The 16886-nt window shown below is 57.4% G+C and carries 13 protein-coding genes and 1 pseudogene; 5 read left to right on the top strand and 9 right to left on the bottom strand.

The annotated features are described in order from the left end of the window. Positions 1–251 precede the first annotated feature (251 nt). Both hypB and hypA read right to left on the bottom strand, forming a co-directional pair. A complete protein-coding gene (gene hypB, locus VH413_03195) occupies positions 252–1130 on the bottom strand; it encodes a hydrogenase nickel incorporation protein HypB (GenBank protein ID HEX3797684.1) in 879 nt (292 codons plus the stop codon). A 43-nt stretch (positions 1131–1173) separates the two neighbouring features. After that, entirely contained in the window at positions 1174–1503 is a 330-nt protein-coding gene (hypA, locus tag VH413_03200; GenBank protein ID HEX3797685.1) for a hydrogenase maturation nickel metallochaperone HypA, read from the bottom strand. Between the two features lie 189 nt (positions 1504–1692). Between hypA and hypF the strand changes: the two genes are divergently transcribed. The 5 genes from hypF (at position 1693) to thiS (ending at position 9475) form a co-directional block, all read left to right on the top strand. Then, positions 1693–4005, top strand: a complete 2313-nt coding sequence (hypF, locus tag VH413_03205) for a carbamoyltransferase HypF (protein HEX3797686.1) — start codon at positions 1693–1695, stop codon at positions 4003–4005. A 33-nt stretch (positions 4006–4038) separates the two neighbouring features. After that, positions 4039–7149, top strand: a complete 3111-nt coding sequence (locus VH413_03210; protein ID HEX3797687.1) for a two-component regulator propeller domain-containing protein — start codon at positions 4039–4041, stop codon at positions 7147–7149. Positions 7150–7301: 152 nt separating this feature from the next. Then, positions 7302–8000, top strand: a complete 699-nt coding sequence (locus VH413_03215) for a response regulator transcription factor (GenBank protein HEX3797688.1) — start codon at positions 7302–7304, stop codon at positions 7998–8000. Positions 8001–8066: 66 nt separating this feature from the next. Next, complete coding sequence (gene thiH, locus VH413_03220; protein HEX3797689.1) at positions 8067–9266, top strand: 2-iminoacetate synthase ThiH; 1200 nt, start codon at positions 8067–8069, stop codon at positions 9264–9266. Then, positions 9266–9475, top strand: coding sequence for a sulfur carrier protein ThiS (gene thiS / locus VH413_03225; protein ID HEX3797690.1), 210 nt, complete (start codon positions 9266–9268; stop codon positions 9473–9475). The genes thiH and thiS overlap by 1 nt, the downstream gene beginning before the upstream one ends. 234 nt (positions 9476–9709) lie before the next feature. On the opposite strand, the gene VH413_03230 is transcribed toward thiS, so the two are convergent. The 7 genes and pseudogenes from VH413_03230 to mutS all read right to left on the bottom strand — a co-directional run. Next, positions 9710–10654: an SRPBCC domain-containing protein gene (locus VH413_03230; protein ID HEX3797691.1), complete on the bottom strand. Its 945-nt coding sequence runs from the start codon at positions 10652–10654 to the stop codon at positions 9710–9712. Further along, positions 10637–11116, bottom strand: a pseudogene (locus VH413_03235) (SRPBCC family protein). Before VH413_03235 ends, VH413_03230 begins: the two are co-directional and overlap by 18 nt. Beyond that, positions 11097–11450 (bottom strand): metalloregulator ArsR/SmtB family transcription factor, encoded by a 354-nt coding sequence (locus VH413_03240; GenBank protein ID HEX3797692.1) that lies wholly within the window; start codon positions 11448–11450, stop codon positions 11097–11099. The pseudogene VH413_03235 and the gene VH413_03240 overlap by 20 nt, the downstream one beginning before the upstream one ends. Positions 11451–11554: 104 nt before the next feature. Then, positions 11555–12217: a DsbA family protein gene (locus VH413_03245; protein ID HEX3797693.1), complete on the bottom strand. Its 663-nt coding sequence runs from the start codon at positions 12215–12217 to the stop codon at positions 11555–11557. A 2-nt stretch (positions 12218–12219) separates the two neighbouring features. Then, positions 12220–13071 carry a serine protease gene (locus tag VH413_03250; GenBank protein HEX3797694.1) on the bottom strand — a complete coding sequence of 284 codons (852 nt, stop codon included), beginning with the start codon at positions 13069–13071 and terminating at the stop codon, positions 12220–12222. A gap of 16 nt (positions 13072–13087) precedes the next feature. Next, the gene (locus tag VH413_03255) at positions 13088–15154 is read right to left on the bottom strand and encodes a PDZ domain-containing protein (GenBank protein ID HEX3797695.1); all 2067 of its coding nucleotides are present in this window, start codon (positions 15152–15154) and stop codon (positions 13088–13090) included. Positions 15155–15392: 238 nt separating this feature from the next. After that, a partial coding sequence (mutS, locus tag VH413_03260) for a DNA mismatch repair protein MutS (GenBank protein HEX3797696.1) occupies positions 15393–16886 on the bottom strand: 1494 nt, incomplete at its 5' end.

A 16886-nucleotide genomic window follows, 5' to 3' on the forward strand; every position in this document is an offset into this window, starting at 1 on the left:
ATATGAAGATTATGACCACCCTTTCAATTATAGCTGGACACGAGTGCGCTGCCGCGCAGCCGTCCCAAGTCCCGCAGGGACGCCCGACCTTAGCCCAGCCATTTATGGCTGGGTTTTAATTGGTGTCCAATCAAGTCCCGCATGGGACGAAAGAAGTGTAAAAAATTAACGTAGCGTGATCCGTCAACATCCCAAAAACTCGAAAACCCCCGCGTGCCTTAGGACAACGGCATTTTCCCATTCCGCGTCACTCATGTTTTTCCCGGCTCCCCGGCGTCTCGCAACCAATCATACCACGCATCCAGTCCGTCGCCGCGCGTTGCGGACACGCGAAAAATTTTTGCGCGCGGATTCAATTCGTGCACGCGTTTTTCAAACGCCGCCACGTCGAATTGCACATGCGGCAGCAAATCCATTTTGTTCAACACCACCGCGTCCGCCCCGCGAAACATGTGGGGATACTTCGCCGGTTTGTCATCGCCTTCAGTCACCGAGGCCACCACCGCGCGCGCCTGTTCGCCGAGGTCGAACATCGCGGGACAAACGAGATTGCCCACGTTCTCAATCATCACCAGCGAACGCGCCGGTGGATCGAGTTGCCTCAAGGCGCGGCCCACCATCGCGGCGTCGAGATGACAACCCGCGCCGGTATTGATCTGCACCACACTTGCGCCCGCGGCGCGAATGCGCTCGCCATCACGCGTCGTTTCCTGGTCGCCTTCAATCACGCGCAGGTTCAGCGCCGAACCGCGTTCGCGAATGGTGCGTTCGAGCAGCGTGGTTTTTCCCGCGCCGGGCGAACTCATCAAATTCACCGCGCGAATGGCCCGTCCTTCCAGCCACCCGCGATTTTGCTCCGCAAGGCGGTCATTTTTTAAAAGAACCTCGTGCTCAAGACTGACGACCGAGCCGTGGCTGTGAGTATGCCCATTCCCATGCTCGTGTTCATGAGAATGCCCGTGCTCGTGAGAATGTTCATGGCCATGCGAGTGGGAATGAGAATGCGAATGGCCATCGCCGTGTTCATGATGATGTTCGTGCTCATCCTTGTGGTGATGGTCGTGCGAATGGACGAATTCATTTCCGGCGGCATCCACGTGGACATGCTCGCCGGTTTGTAAGTTGGTCACAGTGACTTTGTTTCCTTCTGAACATCCACAAGTGGCGCACATATCATTCAATCTCCATCGCTTTGATTTTTAATTCTTCGCCGGACAGCCAATCCACGTCGCTACTTCCGCAAACGCAGCGCGCGAACACCGCGTCCATGTCAAACTCCGCGCCGCACTTGCGGCACTTCCCACGGCCCGGCGGCTGGACGATTTCCAGTTCCGCGCCCTCTGCGACCGTGCCTTCGGCGACCAGTTCAAAACAAAAACGCACCGCATCCGGCAGCACGCACGAAAGTTTTCCGATTTCCAAAATCACCCGCCGCACCTTCCGGTCCTGTGCGCGTTGCGTCACGACTTCCACGATCTCCTGCGTCAGCCCCAGTTCATGCATGCGAACCGCCCGGGACGTTCAACAGTTTGTCGGCCATACATCAGTATAGTTCCGGGTTGCCGCATCGCCAAAAAATATTTCACCACGCAAAAGATCCCGGCATCGGCCATCACCTAAGTTGTGTATTGCACCATTAAAACTGCCGCTTGCAAGTTGACGCGCCGCTGGAACGCCAACAAACTTCCTAAAGTGCAGCCATCAACGACAACGCGTTTGAGAGTCAGCGTTCGCGGCGCGGTGCAGGGCGTCGGCTTTCGGCCTTTTATTTATCGGCTTGCGAACGAACTTGGGCTCGTTGGCTGGGTAAATAATTCGAGCGCGGGAGTCATGGCGGAAGTCGAGGGCGCGCGCCACGCGGTCGAAAATTTTCTCGTGCGGATTGAATCCGAAAAACCGCCGCGAAGTTTCATTCAAAGTCTGGAAAGCTCGTGGCTCGACACCGCCGGCTATAAAACTTTTGAGATTCGCGAGTCCGATTCCGGCGGTGAAAAAACCGCGCTCGTGCTGCCCGACATTGCTATGTGCGCGGAATGCGTCGTGGAAATTTTTGACCCGCGCAACCGCCGTTTTCGCTACCCCTTCACAAATTGCACGAACTGTGGGCCGCGCTTCAGCATCATCGAAGCGCTGCCTTACGACCGCGCAAACACCGCCATGAAACAATTCGTGTTGTGCGCCGATTGCCACGCAGAATTCGAGAATCCAAATGACCGGCGATTTCACGCGCAACCAAATGCGTGTCCCGTGTGCGGGCCGCAACTTGAACTTTGGGACAAAACGGGAAACCTGCTGGCGCAGCGCGACGAAGCCTTGCACGCGGCGGCGCGGACGATTCGCGAGGGCGGCATCGTGGCGTTGAAAGGACTCGGCGGTTTCCAACTGCTGGTCGCCGCGCAGGACGCGGCCGCGGTGAAGCGTCTTCGAGAACTGAAGCATCGCGAAGAAAAACCGTTCGCGGTGATGTATCCATCGTTCGACGCCGTGAAAAGCGAATGCGAGATTTCACCGCTCGAAGAACGGCTGTTGCGTTCACCGGAATCACCGATTGTTTTGTTGCGGCGCACGACGGCGAATTCGAAACTCGCCAAAGAAATCGCACCGGACAACCCGAACCTCGGCGTGATGCTGCCGTACACACCGCTGCATCATTTGTTACTGGCGGAATTGAATTTTCCGGTCGTCGCGACGAGCGGAAATATTAGTGACGAACCAATTTGCATTGATGAACACGAAGCCATCGGCCGGCTTGGAAATATCGCTGATGTTTTTCTCGTGCATAACCGGCCTATCGTGCGCGCGGTGGACGATTCGGTGGTGCGAATGATGATGGGCCGCGAAATGGTATTGCGCCGCTCGCGCGGCTATACGCCGCTGCCTGTGACCCTGCGCGGCGCGGAAGCGAAATTCCCTTCAGTGCTCGCGGTCGGGGCGCATTTGAAAAACACCGTCGCGCTCGCGGTCGGCCCGCAAATTTTCATCAGCCAACATATCGGCGATTTAGAAAATATGGCGGCGTATGACGCGTTCAAAAAAATCACGGCGGATTTGCAAAAACTTTTTGAGGCGCAGCCGGCAATCATCGCGCGAGACACGCACCCCGATTATCTCTCTACGAAATTTGTCAATGGCCTCCGCGCCGCGAACGCCGATTTGCGAGTCGTGGATGTGCAGCATCATGCGGCGCACGTTCTTTCGTGCATGGCGGAAAACGAGCTTGAACCGCCGGTGCTGGGCATTTCGTGGGACGGCACCGGTTACGGCGGCGATGGAACCATTTGGGGCGGCGAATTTTTGCAAGTGACCGCCACGGACATTCGCCGGCGCGCGCATCTCCGGCAGTTCGCGCTGCCCGGCGGCGACCGCGCCATCAAGGAACCTCGGCGGATTGCGCTCGGCGTGTTGTGGGAAATTTTTGGCGAAAAAATCTTCTCGATGGATTCATTAATGTCGCGCCTCAATTTTTCCACTGACGAATTGCGAACCTTTCAAAAAATGTTGAGTGCGGGAATCAATTCACCCCGCACCTCCAGCGCCGGACGATTGTTCGACGCGGTCGCATCGCTCGCCGGTCTGCGCGAGCGGGTATCATTCGAGGGACAGGCGGCGATGGAACTGGAATTCGCTTTGGACGGCGTGCACACGAATGAAATTTACCCTTTAAAAATTATTGATGGTTCTGACGCGAAGCCACTGGTCTTGGATTGGCAGATGATGATCGAAAACATATTGAGTGACCGCGAGCGTGGCCTAACGGCGGGAGAAATTTCCGCTAAGTTTCACAATACCATGGTCGAAGGAATGGTTGAGATCGCAAACCGCATCGGCGAAAAAAAAATCGCGTTAAGTGGCGGATGTTTTCAAAATCGTTATCTCACCGAGCGGGCGGTGAAGCGATTGACCAGGGAAGGCTTTCGTGTTTACTGCCATCAACGCGTGCCGCCCAATGACGGAGGAATCGCGCTGGGACAAGTCCTCGCTGCCATGCGCGCGCCGCTTGCATGAAGCATTTCGATGAGATAAACTGGGCGCGTCCACATGATGTTAAATGCCCGCAGGCCCTTCGGTTTGCCATCCAGCTTGTTTACGTGGATCGGGTTGCTTGCCGGGTTTGCCTGGCTCATCTTCGCGCCGGTTCGTTGCTGCGCGCAAACCAACACGACCGATCCCAACGACGAATTCGCCATCCAAATGTGGATGACGGAACACGGCATGCCACAAAATATCGTGACCGCCCTGTTGCAGACGCGCGATGGCTATATCTGGGCGTCCACGTATAATGGCATCGCGCAATTCGACGGCGAAAATTTTCGCGTCTTCGATTCCAGCCACGCCGAAGGCCTGACCAACAGCCGCATCACCAGTCTCTACATGGATGAGCGCGGCGACATCTGGATCGGTCATGACACATCGCACATCACAAAATTTTCCAACGGGAAATTCTTCAATGTCCCCATCAAGGCGGATTGGAGTGGCGGCACAATTTCCGGCATCCAGGCCGACGCCGCGGGCGACATCTGGATGCTCGATTTGCGCGGCGAAGCGGTGCGTTTGCGTGACAGCCTGCTCATCAAACCGCCGCCAGAAATGGCCGAGGTGCCGTCGGTCGTGCCGCAGTTGTTACAAGATAATGATCATCGCCTGCTCGTGGTGCGCAATGGCTACATCGCCGAGGTCACGCCCAGCGGTTTTGTAAAACTGGATTTTCACACGGACGAAACCCGTCCATATTTTTCGCGCATCGCCGTGGCGCGAAAAGGCGGCTTGTGGGTGATTGGGCAAGGCCGGATGCGGCGGTTTTTTCACGATGCGTGGGTCGAAGACCTTGGATTGTTCCCCTGGGAAAACGCGTTCGTGATGACGGTGATGGAGACGTCCTCGGGGCAGTTGCTCGTGGGCACGCTGGAGCGCGGGCTGTTCATCCATGATCCGAATTTGGGCTGGATGAATTTGAATCGCTCGAATGGCTTGCCGCAGGATTGGGTGCGCTGTCTCACCGAAGATCGCGAGCATAATATCTGGGTCGGCACCAGCGGCGGTCTCGTCGTGCTGCGTCCGCGCTCCGTAGTGATGCGCAATCCGCCCGATGATTGGGCCGGCCGCCCGGTGCAGGCGATCACGCAGGCGCACGACGGGTCAGTATGGGCGGCGACCGAAGGCGCGGGGCTTTATCACATGCTGAGCAATTCCTGGGAAAATTTCGGCCTGAACGCGGGCCTCTCGAATTTGTTCGTGTGGTCGGTGATGGAAGACAGCCAGCGGCGCATCTGGGCGGGAACCTGGGGCGGCGGTTTGTTCCGGCTTGAAGGCACGAATTTCGTGCGCAAATTTGATTTTCTCGAACGCGGCGAACCTGTGACGGCAATGATCGAATCCTCGCCCGGTTCCATTTGGATCGGCACGGCGTGGGGGCTGATCCATTGTGAAGACGAAAAAATCGAGCGGTTCCATTCGCTCGGTGACAGCGCGGCGGGCGACGTGCGCGCTCTGGCTTGCGGACGCGACGGCGAGATTTGGTTCGGCACCCAAGGGCAGGGGCTCGGCTGCCTCAAGGACGGCAAGCTGCGGACGTTTCATCACGCGGATGGTTTGCCGAGCGAATTTATTTTGTCACTGCGACCGGAAGCGGACGGCAAGTTGTGGATCGGCACGCTGGATCGCGGGATTTGTCTTTATGAAAACGGGAAATTTCACGTCGTCGGGATCGAACAAGGCTTGCCGAATAATTGCATCGGCCACATCGAAGATGACGGGCTCGGTCATTATTGGTTCAGTTCGCAGCAAGGTTTATTTCGGGCGGACGCGTCCGAGTTGATTGATTGCGAGGAAGGGCGGCGGGCGAATGTTTCCGTGCTGGTATTCGGCAAGGCGGAAGGTCTCGCGACGCTCGCGGGCTCGAGCGGTTTCACGCCGTCGGGTTTTCGCAGCAGCGATGGGCGGCTGTGGTTTCCCACCGTGCGCGGGCTGGCCGTGGTGAATCCGAAAGCGGTGCGGCATAATTCCGTGCCGCCGGCGGTGTGGATTCAGCAGGTGCTCGTGGATGGCAAAAGCATGGACATCGGCACGCGCACGCGAATGGGCGCTGGCGATGCTGGCCAATCAAAAAACGTGCGGCTCGCGCCGGGGCATCGCCAGCTCGACGTGGTGTTTACGGGTTTAAGTTTCACTTCGCCGGATCAGGTGCAATTCAAATATCGCCTCACCGGTCTGGACAACGACTGGACCTGGGGCGGCCTGCAACGGCGCGTGACCTACCCGTTTTTGCCGCCGGGGCAATACACGTTTCGCGTGATCGCGTGCAACGGCGACGGCCTGTGGAACGAAACCGGCGACGCGCTCGGCGTGGTGGTGCTTCCGTACGTATGGCAGACGTGGTGGTTCAAGACGGCGGGTTCGATGGCGGGTTTGGCGTTTTTCGGCGGAGGTGTTTATTTGGAATCGCGGCGGCGGCATCGGCGGAAATTGGACCGCATCGCGCGCGATCGCGAATTGGAACAGGAACGGGCTCGCATCGCGCAGGACATTCACGATGACCTCGGCGCAAGCCTCACGCGCATCGGCATGTTAAGCGAATCGGCGACAGAAGATTTGGATGACCGCACGCGCGCCGCCGCGAGTCTGGGGCAAATCTATTCAACCGCGCGCGACCTGACCCGGGCGATGGATGAAATCGTGTGGGCCGTGAATCCGCGGCACGACACGCTGGAAAGTTTGACCAATTATATCACGCGATTCGCGCATGACTTCTTGAGCACGGCGCATATTCGTTGCCGCCTGGATGCGCCCATGCAAGTGCCCAGCCTCGTCGTGCGTTCGGAGATTCGCCATAATTTATTTCTCGCGTTCAAGGAGGCATTGAACAATTCCGTGAAACATTCCGGCGCGAGCGAAGTGCGCGTGACACTGGAATTTGATAAGGATATCATCAAACTCATCGTCGCGGACAACGGGTCTGGATTCGATCCGCGAGACGAAGCCGCGCCGAAGGGCGACCGGTTAATTTCCGGTTACGGCATCACGAGTATCCGCACACGGCTTGAACAAGTGGGCGGGCGGCTGGAAATCCACACGAAAAAAGGCGAAGGCACGCGGGTGGTGATGGTTGTGGCCTTGCGCACGATGACGCCGGTGAAGAATGGGCACGGTTGACGAGGTTTGTTTTGTTGCTTGCTCTCGAATTAGACGGGTGCGGCAAGGTTGTTTTGCATTGCTGCGGGTCATAGACCCGCGGTCCGTGGGGAGTGGAGCAAAAAAATCATGTCATCAGAAGTGACTACATGGTTTCGGCGGCGGTTTGTGTTATGAATAAAAAAGTGCGTATAAAAGTTTCGATTGTCGAGGATGACCCCAAAGCCCGCGAGATTTTGGTGGACTGGATCAACCGTGCCGAGGGTTTCCAATGTGTGAGCAATCACCCGTCGGGCGAAAATGCATTGGAGAAAATGCCCGAGCATCAACCGCAAGTCGTGTTGATGGACATCAATCTTTCCGGCATGAACGGCCCCGAATGCGTGCGCCGGCTCAAGCCGCTACTGCCTACTTCGCAATTCGTCATGCTCACGGTTTACGAAGATTCCGACCACATCATTCAGGCGTTGCAATCCGGCGCGACGGGTTATTTGCTCAAGCACACGCAGCGCGCCGAATTGATCAACGCCTTGCGCGAAGTCAACGAGGGCGGTTCCCCGATGACCGCGAACATCGCGCGCAAAGTGGTGCGGGCGTTTCATCAGGCGCCGTCATCCGACTCGACCACGGAAGAACTTTCAAACCGCGAGAGCGAAGTTTTGCAACTGCTCGCGCAAGGTTATCTCTACAAGGAAATTGCCGATACCCTCAAGATTGGCGTGGCGACAGTGAATACTTACATCCGGCGCATCTACGAAAAATTGCACGTCCGCTCGCGCGCGCAGGCCGTGGCGAAGTTCGCGAATATCCCCCTGGGTGACGCAGCGCGCTCCGCGAATGCACAACGCAGCGGAAACGACCACACTTCCTAAGTCTCTCCCGCGTGGCATCAGCAAACGAGCATAGCATTCCTTCCCGTTTTATGTTCTATTCTAGCCATGAGTTTTTCGAGTGAGTTTGATGAAGCGCAAATCGCCGCGCTCGTAGGCCGTTCCGCCGCCACCCCGGCGGGTGCGGTTCAGGAGAGCATGGCGCGCTCGCAGCTTTCGCTCACCGATTTTGCGCAACTCATTTCGCCCGCCGGCGCGGAATTGCTTGAGCCGCTTTGCCGCCGTTCGCAGCAAATCACCCGGCAGCGCTTCGGCAAAGTCATCCGCCTGTTCGCGCCGCTTTATCTTTCCAACGAGTGCATCAATAATTGCAAATACTGTGGCTTCTCGCGCGACAATCCCATCCTGCGCGTCACGCTTTCCGTGGACGAAGTCCTGCGCGAAGCGCGGGCGCTCGCGGAAAAAGGTTTTCGCAATGTCCTGCTCGTCGCGGGCGAACATCCTAAATTCGTCTCGAACGGTTACATGGCGGAATGTGTTCGCGCGTTGCGCACCGAGATTCCCAGCATCTCGCTCGAAGTCGGGCCGATGGAAACCGAGGAGTATCGTCCCATCGTCGAGGCGGGCGCGGATGGACTCGTCGTGTATCAGGAAACGTACGATCGCGAAATCTATGCGGAGATGCACACGGCGGGGCCGAAGCGCGATTTCGATTGGCGGTTGGACACGCCCGAGCGCGCGTACGCTGCGGGCTTTCGGCGGCTCGGCATCGGCGCGTTGTACGGCTTGAGCGATTGGCGACGCGAGGCGATTGCCGTCGCCGCGCACGCGGATTATTTATTGCGCAACTGCTGGAAAGCGCAGCTTACGATTTCCCTGCCGCGATTGCGTCCCTGCGCGGGAGAATTTCAACCGCTTACGAATTTCAGCGACCGCGAACTGGCGCAACTGATTTGCGCGTTTCGTCTGTTTTTGCCGGACGTGGGCCTCGTGCTTTCGACCCGCGAATCCGCCAGGCTGCGCGATGGCCTGATTCCTCTGGGCGTGACGCTGATCAGCGCGGGCAGCCACACCGAACCGGGCGGTTACACTGGCGCGGGCCGCGAAAAAATTCATCACACCGAACGCGGGCGCATCGTGGAACTCGCGGCGGGTTCAAGCGAATGGGCGGCCGATTCCAGCCGCGCCACCAATGCCACCGGGCAGTTCGACATCGCCGACGAGCGTTCGCCGGAAGAAGTCGCCGACCTGATTCGCCGCCTTGGCTACGAACCGGTGTGGAAAGATTGGGACGCCGCGCTCGCGTGATGAACCCGGCTTCGGTCATCGCCAACGGCCGCGAAATCGAAACGCCGCTGCCCTGCACGCTCGAAGAATTTCTCGTGCGCCAAAATCTTCTGCCGCGCAGCGTCGTGGTGGAGCACAATGGCGAAGCGGTCGCGCCTTCGGAATTCGCGCACCGCCCCATCGCCGCGGGCGACCGTCTCGAAATCGTGAAGATCGTCGCGGGCGGTTAAAGTTCCCGCAAAGTCTGGAGATACTCCGTGAGTTGATCGAACGTCCCGCCGAAGCCCTGGCGCATTGAGGGAAACATATCGCGAAAAGTTTTCATTTCGGCCTCGCTCGCGTTGATGGGATCGGCGCGTCAAACGTGCGCGAGATGGTGAATTCCGTCTCCGGCGTCGCGGTGGATGCGCTCTCGTTCATAGTCATAGCATGTTCGAGGATTTTCGTTTCGCAAGCGGCGGCGCTCACATTTTTTTTAACAAATCAGTGAGGCGTTCGAGGCTCTGCGACCAGCCCTCGGTCATGCCCATCTTCTTCATCGCATCGCGGATCGCCATGGATTCAAAGCGCGAGCGCACCGTCAATTTCGTTTTGCCGCCGATGCTCTCGAACGTGATGGTCATAACGCTGTCGAGTTGGGGCGGTTTGGTTTTGTCGCGCTCTGGATTCACCAGGTCATGCCACGCGGGCGGCAGTTCAGAATGGTCCATCGTCATCACGAGCCGCTCCGGTTTCACAACTTCGTGAAAAATGCCTTTGCCGGGATATTCGGTGCCATCGGGCGCGCGCATGACGATGCGATATTCCCCGCCGGGCCGCACGTCCATCTGGCAAACCGGATTGGTGAATTGATGCGGCCCCCACCATTGCGCCATGTGCTTGGGATCCGTCCACGCTTTCCAAACCAATTCGCGCGGCGCATCGAACTCGCGCGAGATGATGAAATCGCGGTCGGGCATCGGCGTGTTGCGTTGAAGGAAATCGTCGAGGCATATCCCGACGAGGTAACTCCACCCGCCGAAGAAATTTTTCCGCGCGTATTTCGGATTCGCTTCCGGCTTGAAAGTCTCAAGGCCCGAGTGCGTCAGCTTCAAGCGCGTTTTGCCGCCTTCGTCAAACAATTCAAACGACACCAGCGAATCGCCTTCAGCTCCACCATACCGCCAGCTATAGGAAATTTTTTTGCCGGGTTTGACTTCGGTGACTTTCCAGAGGTGCGGATAAATCTCGCCGTTGTGGCTGACGTTGACTTGAGTCTCGAAACCAACCTCGGCTTTGAAAGCTGGAATACTCGGAAAGTACCATTGCCGCATTTCATCCAAATCGGTGATGGCTTTCCAAACGGTCGCGACCGGCGCATCAAAAGTGCGCTCAATAACAATGGGCGTGGCGGCCAGTTGTTCGGACAGGCGGGCGAGACATTGTTTGCCGCCTTCGATTGCGCCGTAATCGCGAACGATGCGGTCGCGGTCTTCCGCCGTTGCGAATAACTGGCGCAAGGTAAGTTCGGTTTGATTATTTCCCAGGTCGGTAAAAGTCCAGGTAAATTCAAAACTCACGCCTTCACCGTCTTTGCATCCGCCCGCGTGCGAATAAACGATGCGCTCGGGTTTGACGATTTCCTTGAAGATGCTTTTGTTCGGATACTCCGTGCCATCCGGGCCGCGCATGACATGTTTCCACACGCCGCCGGGGCGAAAATCCATTTCCTCGATGGTGGTGGTGAAGCCGCGCGGGCCCCACCAATTCACGACTTTTTTTGGGTCCGTCAGCGCGTCCCAGACAAGTTCGCGCGGGGCGTCGAAGCACCGGCTAAGAACGATTTCGCGGTCCGAGGTTTTTTCGATCAGCTTACTTTTTGTTTCGCTCATTTTCTTTTTCCTTTTTTTGCAATTCGCGGAGGTAATCTTCCAGGCGGTCAAAACTTTCTTCCCAAAACCGGCGATAATGTTCCAGCCAATCCACGGCGTCCTTCATGGGGTTCGCCTTGAGGCGGCAGGGGCGCACCTGCGCATGGCGGCTGCGGGTGATGAGCCCGGCGCGGGCAAGGACTTTCAGGTGCTTCGAGACAGCGGGCAAACTCATGCGAAACGGCGCGGCCAATTCGGTGACCGACGTCTCACCACCGGCCAGGCGGGCAAGAATGGCGCGCCGCGTGGGATCGGCAAGGGCGGCGAAGGTCAAGCTGAGTTTATCCTGAGTCATGTTCGTTTAATGTTTCTGTATTTAACCATATAGTTAAATACAAGTCAACTCGTTTTTGAAATTAATTTGCGTGATTTTAAAAATCCACCCGCTGGTGGAATCAATTAACTCTTTGGCGGACCGCCAAAGTGCGCGGCGTGCGAGGCATAATCCGCGGCGTCATCAAGCATCGCATCAATAGTCGTGATGAGTGGCGCGACTTTCGCCAAACCGGAAAATACTGCGCGGTCGCCGATATTGCTTTCGATGACGAACGTCGGGCGTTGGGTGACCTGAAGCGCGTGAAATTCGGCGGTCGTGGCGCGGGCGCGTTTTTCAATCGCCGGAGATTGCGCGCGCGCGAGCAACCTTTTAGCGTCAAGCTTTGCAGCTTTGGCGGCGATGCCGGCGGAGATTTTCCAATCACCCACATGCTTGCCTTCACGCAAGGCGGCATCGGCGATGGCCAGGCGGACGCGATCATCCGTGACGCCAAAATCCTTGGCGGCTTCGGCCACGAGATTCGGCGCGAGATACTCGGTGACACCTTCCTCAAACCAGCCGGAACTGAGCATGAACGGCGAGCGCACTATCATGCCGCTGCGGCGGTAAAACCATTCGGCTTGCTCGCGCGAAGTCGGCAAACCGGTTGGATCCATCAAACTGATTTTCCAATCGAAGACGACCGGCGCATCTTCATATCGTTCCTTCAAGTCCACCCACGCCGGTTCGGCCCAGTAACACCAGGACGAAATGACTTCGAGATAATAGGTGACGGTTATCTTCACGTTTACTTCGCCGGTTCCTTGGGAGCGTCGGTTTTGGCCGGTTCGGCGGGAGTTTTCGTGCTGTCAGGAGTTTCGCTGTCGCCCTTGGCTTGCGGCGCTTGCACTGCGCCCTTCAAAATATCGTCAGCCGGCAAAATAATTCCCGTGAGGCAATCGCGCCAATTCGCCGCGCCTTGCGCATTGACCGCGCGCATGACAAAGATGCCCACCAGCGAACCATCCAGCGAAAACGCCGGGCAGCCGAGTGAGGTCTCGCTGACGCCGGTTTCCGGCACATAAAACGTGCGCGGCTTTTGCACCACGGCGCTGACGCGTTCCACCGAAGCCGAAAACGCGCGCCCCGCGCCGCGCTTGAGGCGGTTGAGGGAGATGAGCGGATCGAGAACCTGCGCGATGCTGGATTTATGCAAATCAATCGCCGTCATCGGCGTGGTGAGCTTGTTTTTCGGGCGGATGAACGCAAGGTCGAGGTCTTTATCGCGCAGCACGATTTCCGCAGGCAATTCCGTGCCGTCATCCAGCAGCAATTTGATCTCGCTGATCTCGATCTCGGTTTTGTATTCCTCCGAAAGGCGGCGATATAACTCGGACGGGTCGGCCGCCGACAGCGCGATCACCGTCAGGCCCGAAGGATCCACGACCGTGCCGCTCAAATCGGTTTTGGCTTCGCGTGGCGCGTTGGAGCGGCCGCTGGTGGCGGAAACTTTTTGCACGACTTCCACCGTCACGATTGCGCGCTGGTTTTTATTGAAAATCTCGCGGCCCTTTTCGACGAGTTCATCGGCGCGCACAGAAAACGCGACGACAGTGGCGAGGACGCAGGCAAGGATTTTTGTATTCGATGAATAACGCATGAGTGTCTTTCAATTTTTAATTTTTCCAATTCGGTTCCAACTCGAGATACGACGTGTGAATGCCGCGCAGGACTTTCATCACCACCGTGCTCTTTTTGGCGGCGGCAATCCGCTCCATCTTTGACCGCAGCATGTCCACATTGTTCACGGCTTCGCCATCCACTTCCAAAATCAGGTCGCCATTATAAAGCGAGGCAAGTTCGGCCCAACTGCCGGGTTTGACGTCCTCCACAATCGCGCCCTTCTGGCTGGTGTCCCATTCCTCATCGGCGGCGTCAAAAAAACAAACGTCGCGCGCGGTGAATTCAAAATCGTCATTGCGATATTTTTTCATCTCGCGTTCGAGCCGCGGACTGCGGACGAGTTCGACGGTCACCTTGATCGGCTTGTTATTGCGGATGACGGACAGCTCCACTTTTTTGCCGATGTCATATTGGCGGATGAGCGTGGAAAGTTCGTCCTCGTCCTCCGGCCCAGATGCCGAAAGTTTTTCGCCATCCACGGCGGTGATAAAATCGCCAGCGAGCATACCCGCTCTTTCCGCGGTGCTGTCGGGATAGACTCGCGTCAGATAAAATCCTTTCAAGGTGGGCTCGCCGAGAAGCTTGGCGATCTCGCGGCTGATCACGTGCGTCTCGATGGGCAGCCAAGCCTTGCTGACTTCGAGCCCGGGGTCTTTGAAATCTTCGATGCCAACCCGCACGACCGTCATGTAACGCTCGGCCTTGCGCTCAAACACCGTCACGACCGGAACCGGATCGGTCTTGCCCTGGGTGAGTTTGTGCGATTGGGCAACGAGATCGGCGACGCTGCGCACCGGCACTTGATTCATCTCGACGATGGTATCGCCCGGCTCGATGGAAGGTTTGGATTCGCCAGCGGGACCACCCGGACGCACCGACGTGACGAGAACGCCATCGAGGTTTGTGCGCTTCATTTCCTTGGCCAGCAGGAAAGAATAGTCACGCGCGTCGAGCCCCCATTGTTTGACTTCGGTTTGCTTCAAATAAATCTGGCCGCGCTCGACCGGAACCATTTTCAGCGTGACATCGGCATTGCCGCGATGAACGACCGCCGTCACTTCCTTGCCGATTGGCAGCGTGGAAACGAGCCACATGAAATCAGGCATCTGTTCTTCAAAACGGGCGTCGGTGGGAGTTTTATTGATGCTCAGCAAAATATCCCCCGCGTGCAAACCCGCCCATTCGGCGGGCGAACCTTCCGCCACGCCGCCGATGAGAATGCCGTGTTCATTCTTCGTCGTCTTGAAAGTTGGTTGCGCGTCAATGCCGAGCCAACTGCGTGCGATTTTATGTTTATCAATCAGTTCGAGCGCGATGCTTTTGGCGAGGTTGCCCGGAATCGCGCCCGAAAGGCCGAAGCTGATTTCATTGATGCCGATGATGTCGCCGCGGAGATTGACGAGCGGGCCGCCGGAATTACCGCCGTAGATGGCGGCGTCATGCGCGAACCAGCGCACCAGCGAGCCCACGTCTTCGCCATCCAAACGAAACTGGGAACCCGGACCAAAAAATCGCGGCATGACCATCTCGGTATTGCTGAGGATGCCGAGCGTGACTGATTGCGAAAGCGCCATCGGACTGCCCATCGCGAGGACATTGTCACCGACGTGCATGGCGCTGGAATCGCCGAAGGTGACGGATTTAAATTCGCGCGGAGTTTCGGGCTTGAGCTTGATGATGGAAATGTCCGTGAGCGGATCGGTGCCAATCAATTCAGCCTCGATTTCCTCGCGATTCCAAAGCGTGCAAAACATCCGCACCGCATGACCGGCGACGTGATGGTTGGTGATGATGTAACCGTCCTTGGAAATAATGGCGCCGCTGCCGACCTCCTGCATCTTGACCTCGCGGCCATCGTGGAATTCGTCGGAAACCACGCGGATGCGCACGAGCGCGGGCCGCACGTGGGCGATGGCGGCATCAATCTCGGCGCGCAACGGCGAAGCATGCTCGGCGTCAAAGGCGCTGGGCGCGGCATACGCAAATGGTGAAAAAGTGATGGAACCCGCGGCCACAAGTCCGAGGCATTTATAAACCTGCGATTGAAGACTCCTGAACATGCTGGCACTTTGCCGAGAAATCCCCCGGCGTGGCAATCTTAAATGAGGAAGATTCGTTTTGACGCAGAGGCGCAGAGACGCAGAGGCGCAGAGAGGGAAAAGAATCAGCTACTGATGGATATATGGACTGGATAAAGAAAAGATTTTTGAATCCATGTTTCATCCGTGGCTTCCATTTTTTGTTTTTCTCTGCGTCTCCGCGTCTCTGCGCCTCTGCGTCAAATTAGCCAACCCAACGCTACCCAAACAAATCCATTTGCGGCGGCGGGGCGAGGTTTTGGAGTTTTTCGCGTTCGGCGCGGTGGCGGGATTGGCCGCGCACCGTTCCTTCGGGCGTGAGTTCGGACGCTTCGAGATTGTGGAGAATTTGCTTGGCGCGTTCGAGCACGGCCTTGGGCACGCCCGCCAATCGCGCGACCTGGATGCCATAACTTTTGTCCGTGCCGCCCTCAACAATCTTGCGCAAGAAAACGATCTGGTCGTTCCACTCGCGCACGGCGACGTTGAAATTCTTGAGCCTCGGCAATCGCCCGGATAATTCGGTCAACTCATGATAATGCGTGGCAAACAAAGTTTTCGCGCCCACCTGATTGTGGAGATGCTCGACGATGGACCACGCCAAACTGAGGCCGTCGAACGTGCTCGTGCCGCGGCCAATTTCGTCGAGGATGATCAGGCTGCGCGGGGTGGCGTTATTGAGGATGTTGGCCGTCTCGCTCATCTCGACCATGAAGGTGGATTGCCCGCGCGCAAGGTCGTCGCTCGCGCCGATGCGTGTGAAAATGCGGTCCACAAGATCAATCTGCGCCTCGGCGGCGGGCACAAAAGCGCCGGTGTGCGCGAGCAACGCCAGCAACGCCACCTGCCGGATGTAAGTGCTTTTGCCCGCCATGTTCGGTCCCGTGATGAGCGCGATTTGCGGCAACGTAGGAGCGGCATCCTGCCTGTCTCCATTTTCTTTTTTTACCCCGGTCAATTCCGTATCATTCGGCACGAACCGCTCCTCGCTTAAATTCTGTTCCAGCACGGGATGCCGACCGTCGCGAATCGTCAGCACTCCTTCATCACCGACCGTTGGCCGGCAATAACCAAACAGCCGCGCGATTTCCGCGAACGACCCCAGCACGTCCGATTGCGCGAGCGCCACCGCCGTGCGCTGCAACATCGGCAATTGCCCGAGCACTTCCTCGCGCACGTGTTGGAAGAGTTCGTATTCCAGTTTCACGCTGCGTTCTTCCGCGCCGAGAATTTTTCCCTCCATCTCCTTCAACTCCGGCGTGATGAACCGCTCGCCGTTCGCGATGGTCTGCTTGCGCGTATAATGCGCCGGCACCTTGTCGAGATTCGCCCGCGTGACTTCGATGTAATAGCCGAACACGGAATTGAACCGCACTTTCAGCGAGGTGATTCCCGTTCGTTCAATTTCGTCCTGCTGCAATTTTGCGATCCAATCCTTGCCACTGCGCGAGGCGCCGCGCAACTCATCCAGCGCCGCGTCAAAACCGTCGCGAATCAACCCGCCTTCCTTCAATGCCAGCGGTGGTTCCTCGGCAATCGCGCGGTGAATCAATTCCACCAGGTCAGGCATCTCCGTCACTTCCGTTTCCAGTTCCGCCAGCAGCGACGGCAATTCATTGGCAGGTTCTACATCTTCAAAAACTTTTTCGTTCAGTGAATCATTTGCGCAACGTCGCGGACTTCCCGCAAGGTCGCGCAAAATTTGCTTCAACGA

Source organism: Verrucomicrobiia bacterium (genome assembly GCA_036268055.1).
Classification (GTDB): Bacteria; Verrucomicrobiota; Verrucomicrobiia; order Limisphaerales; family Pedosphaeraceae; genus DATAUW01.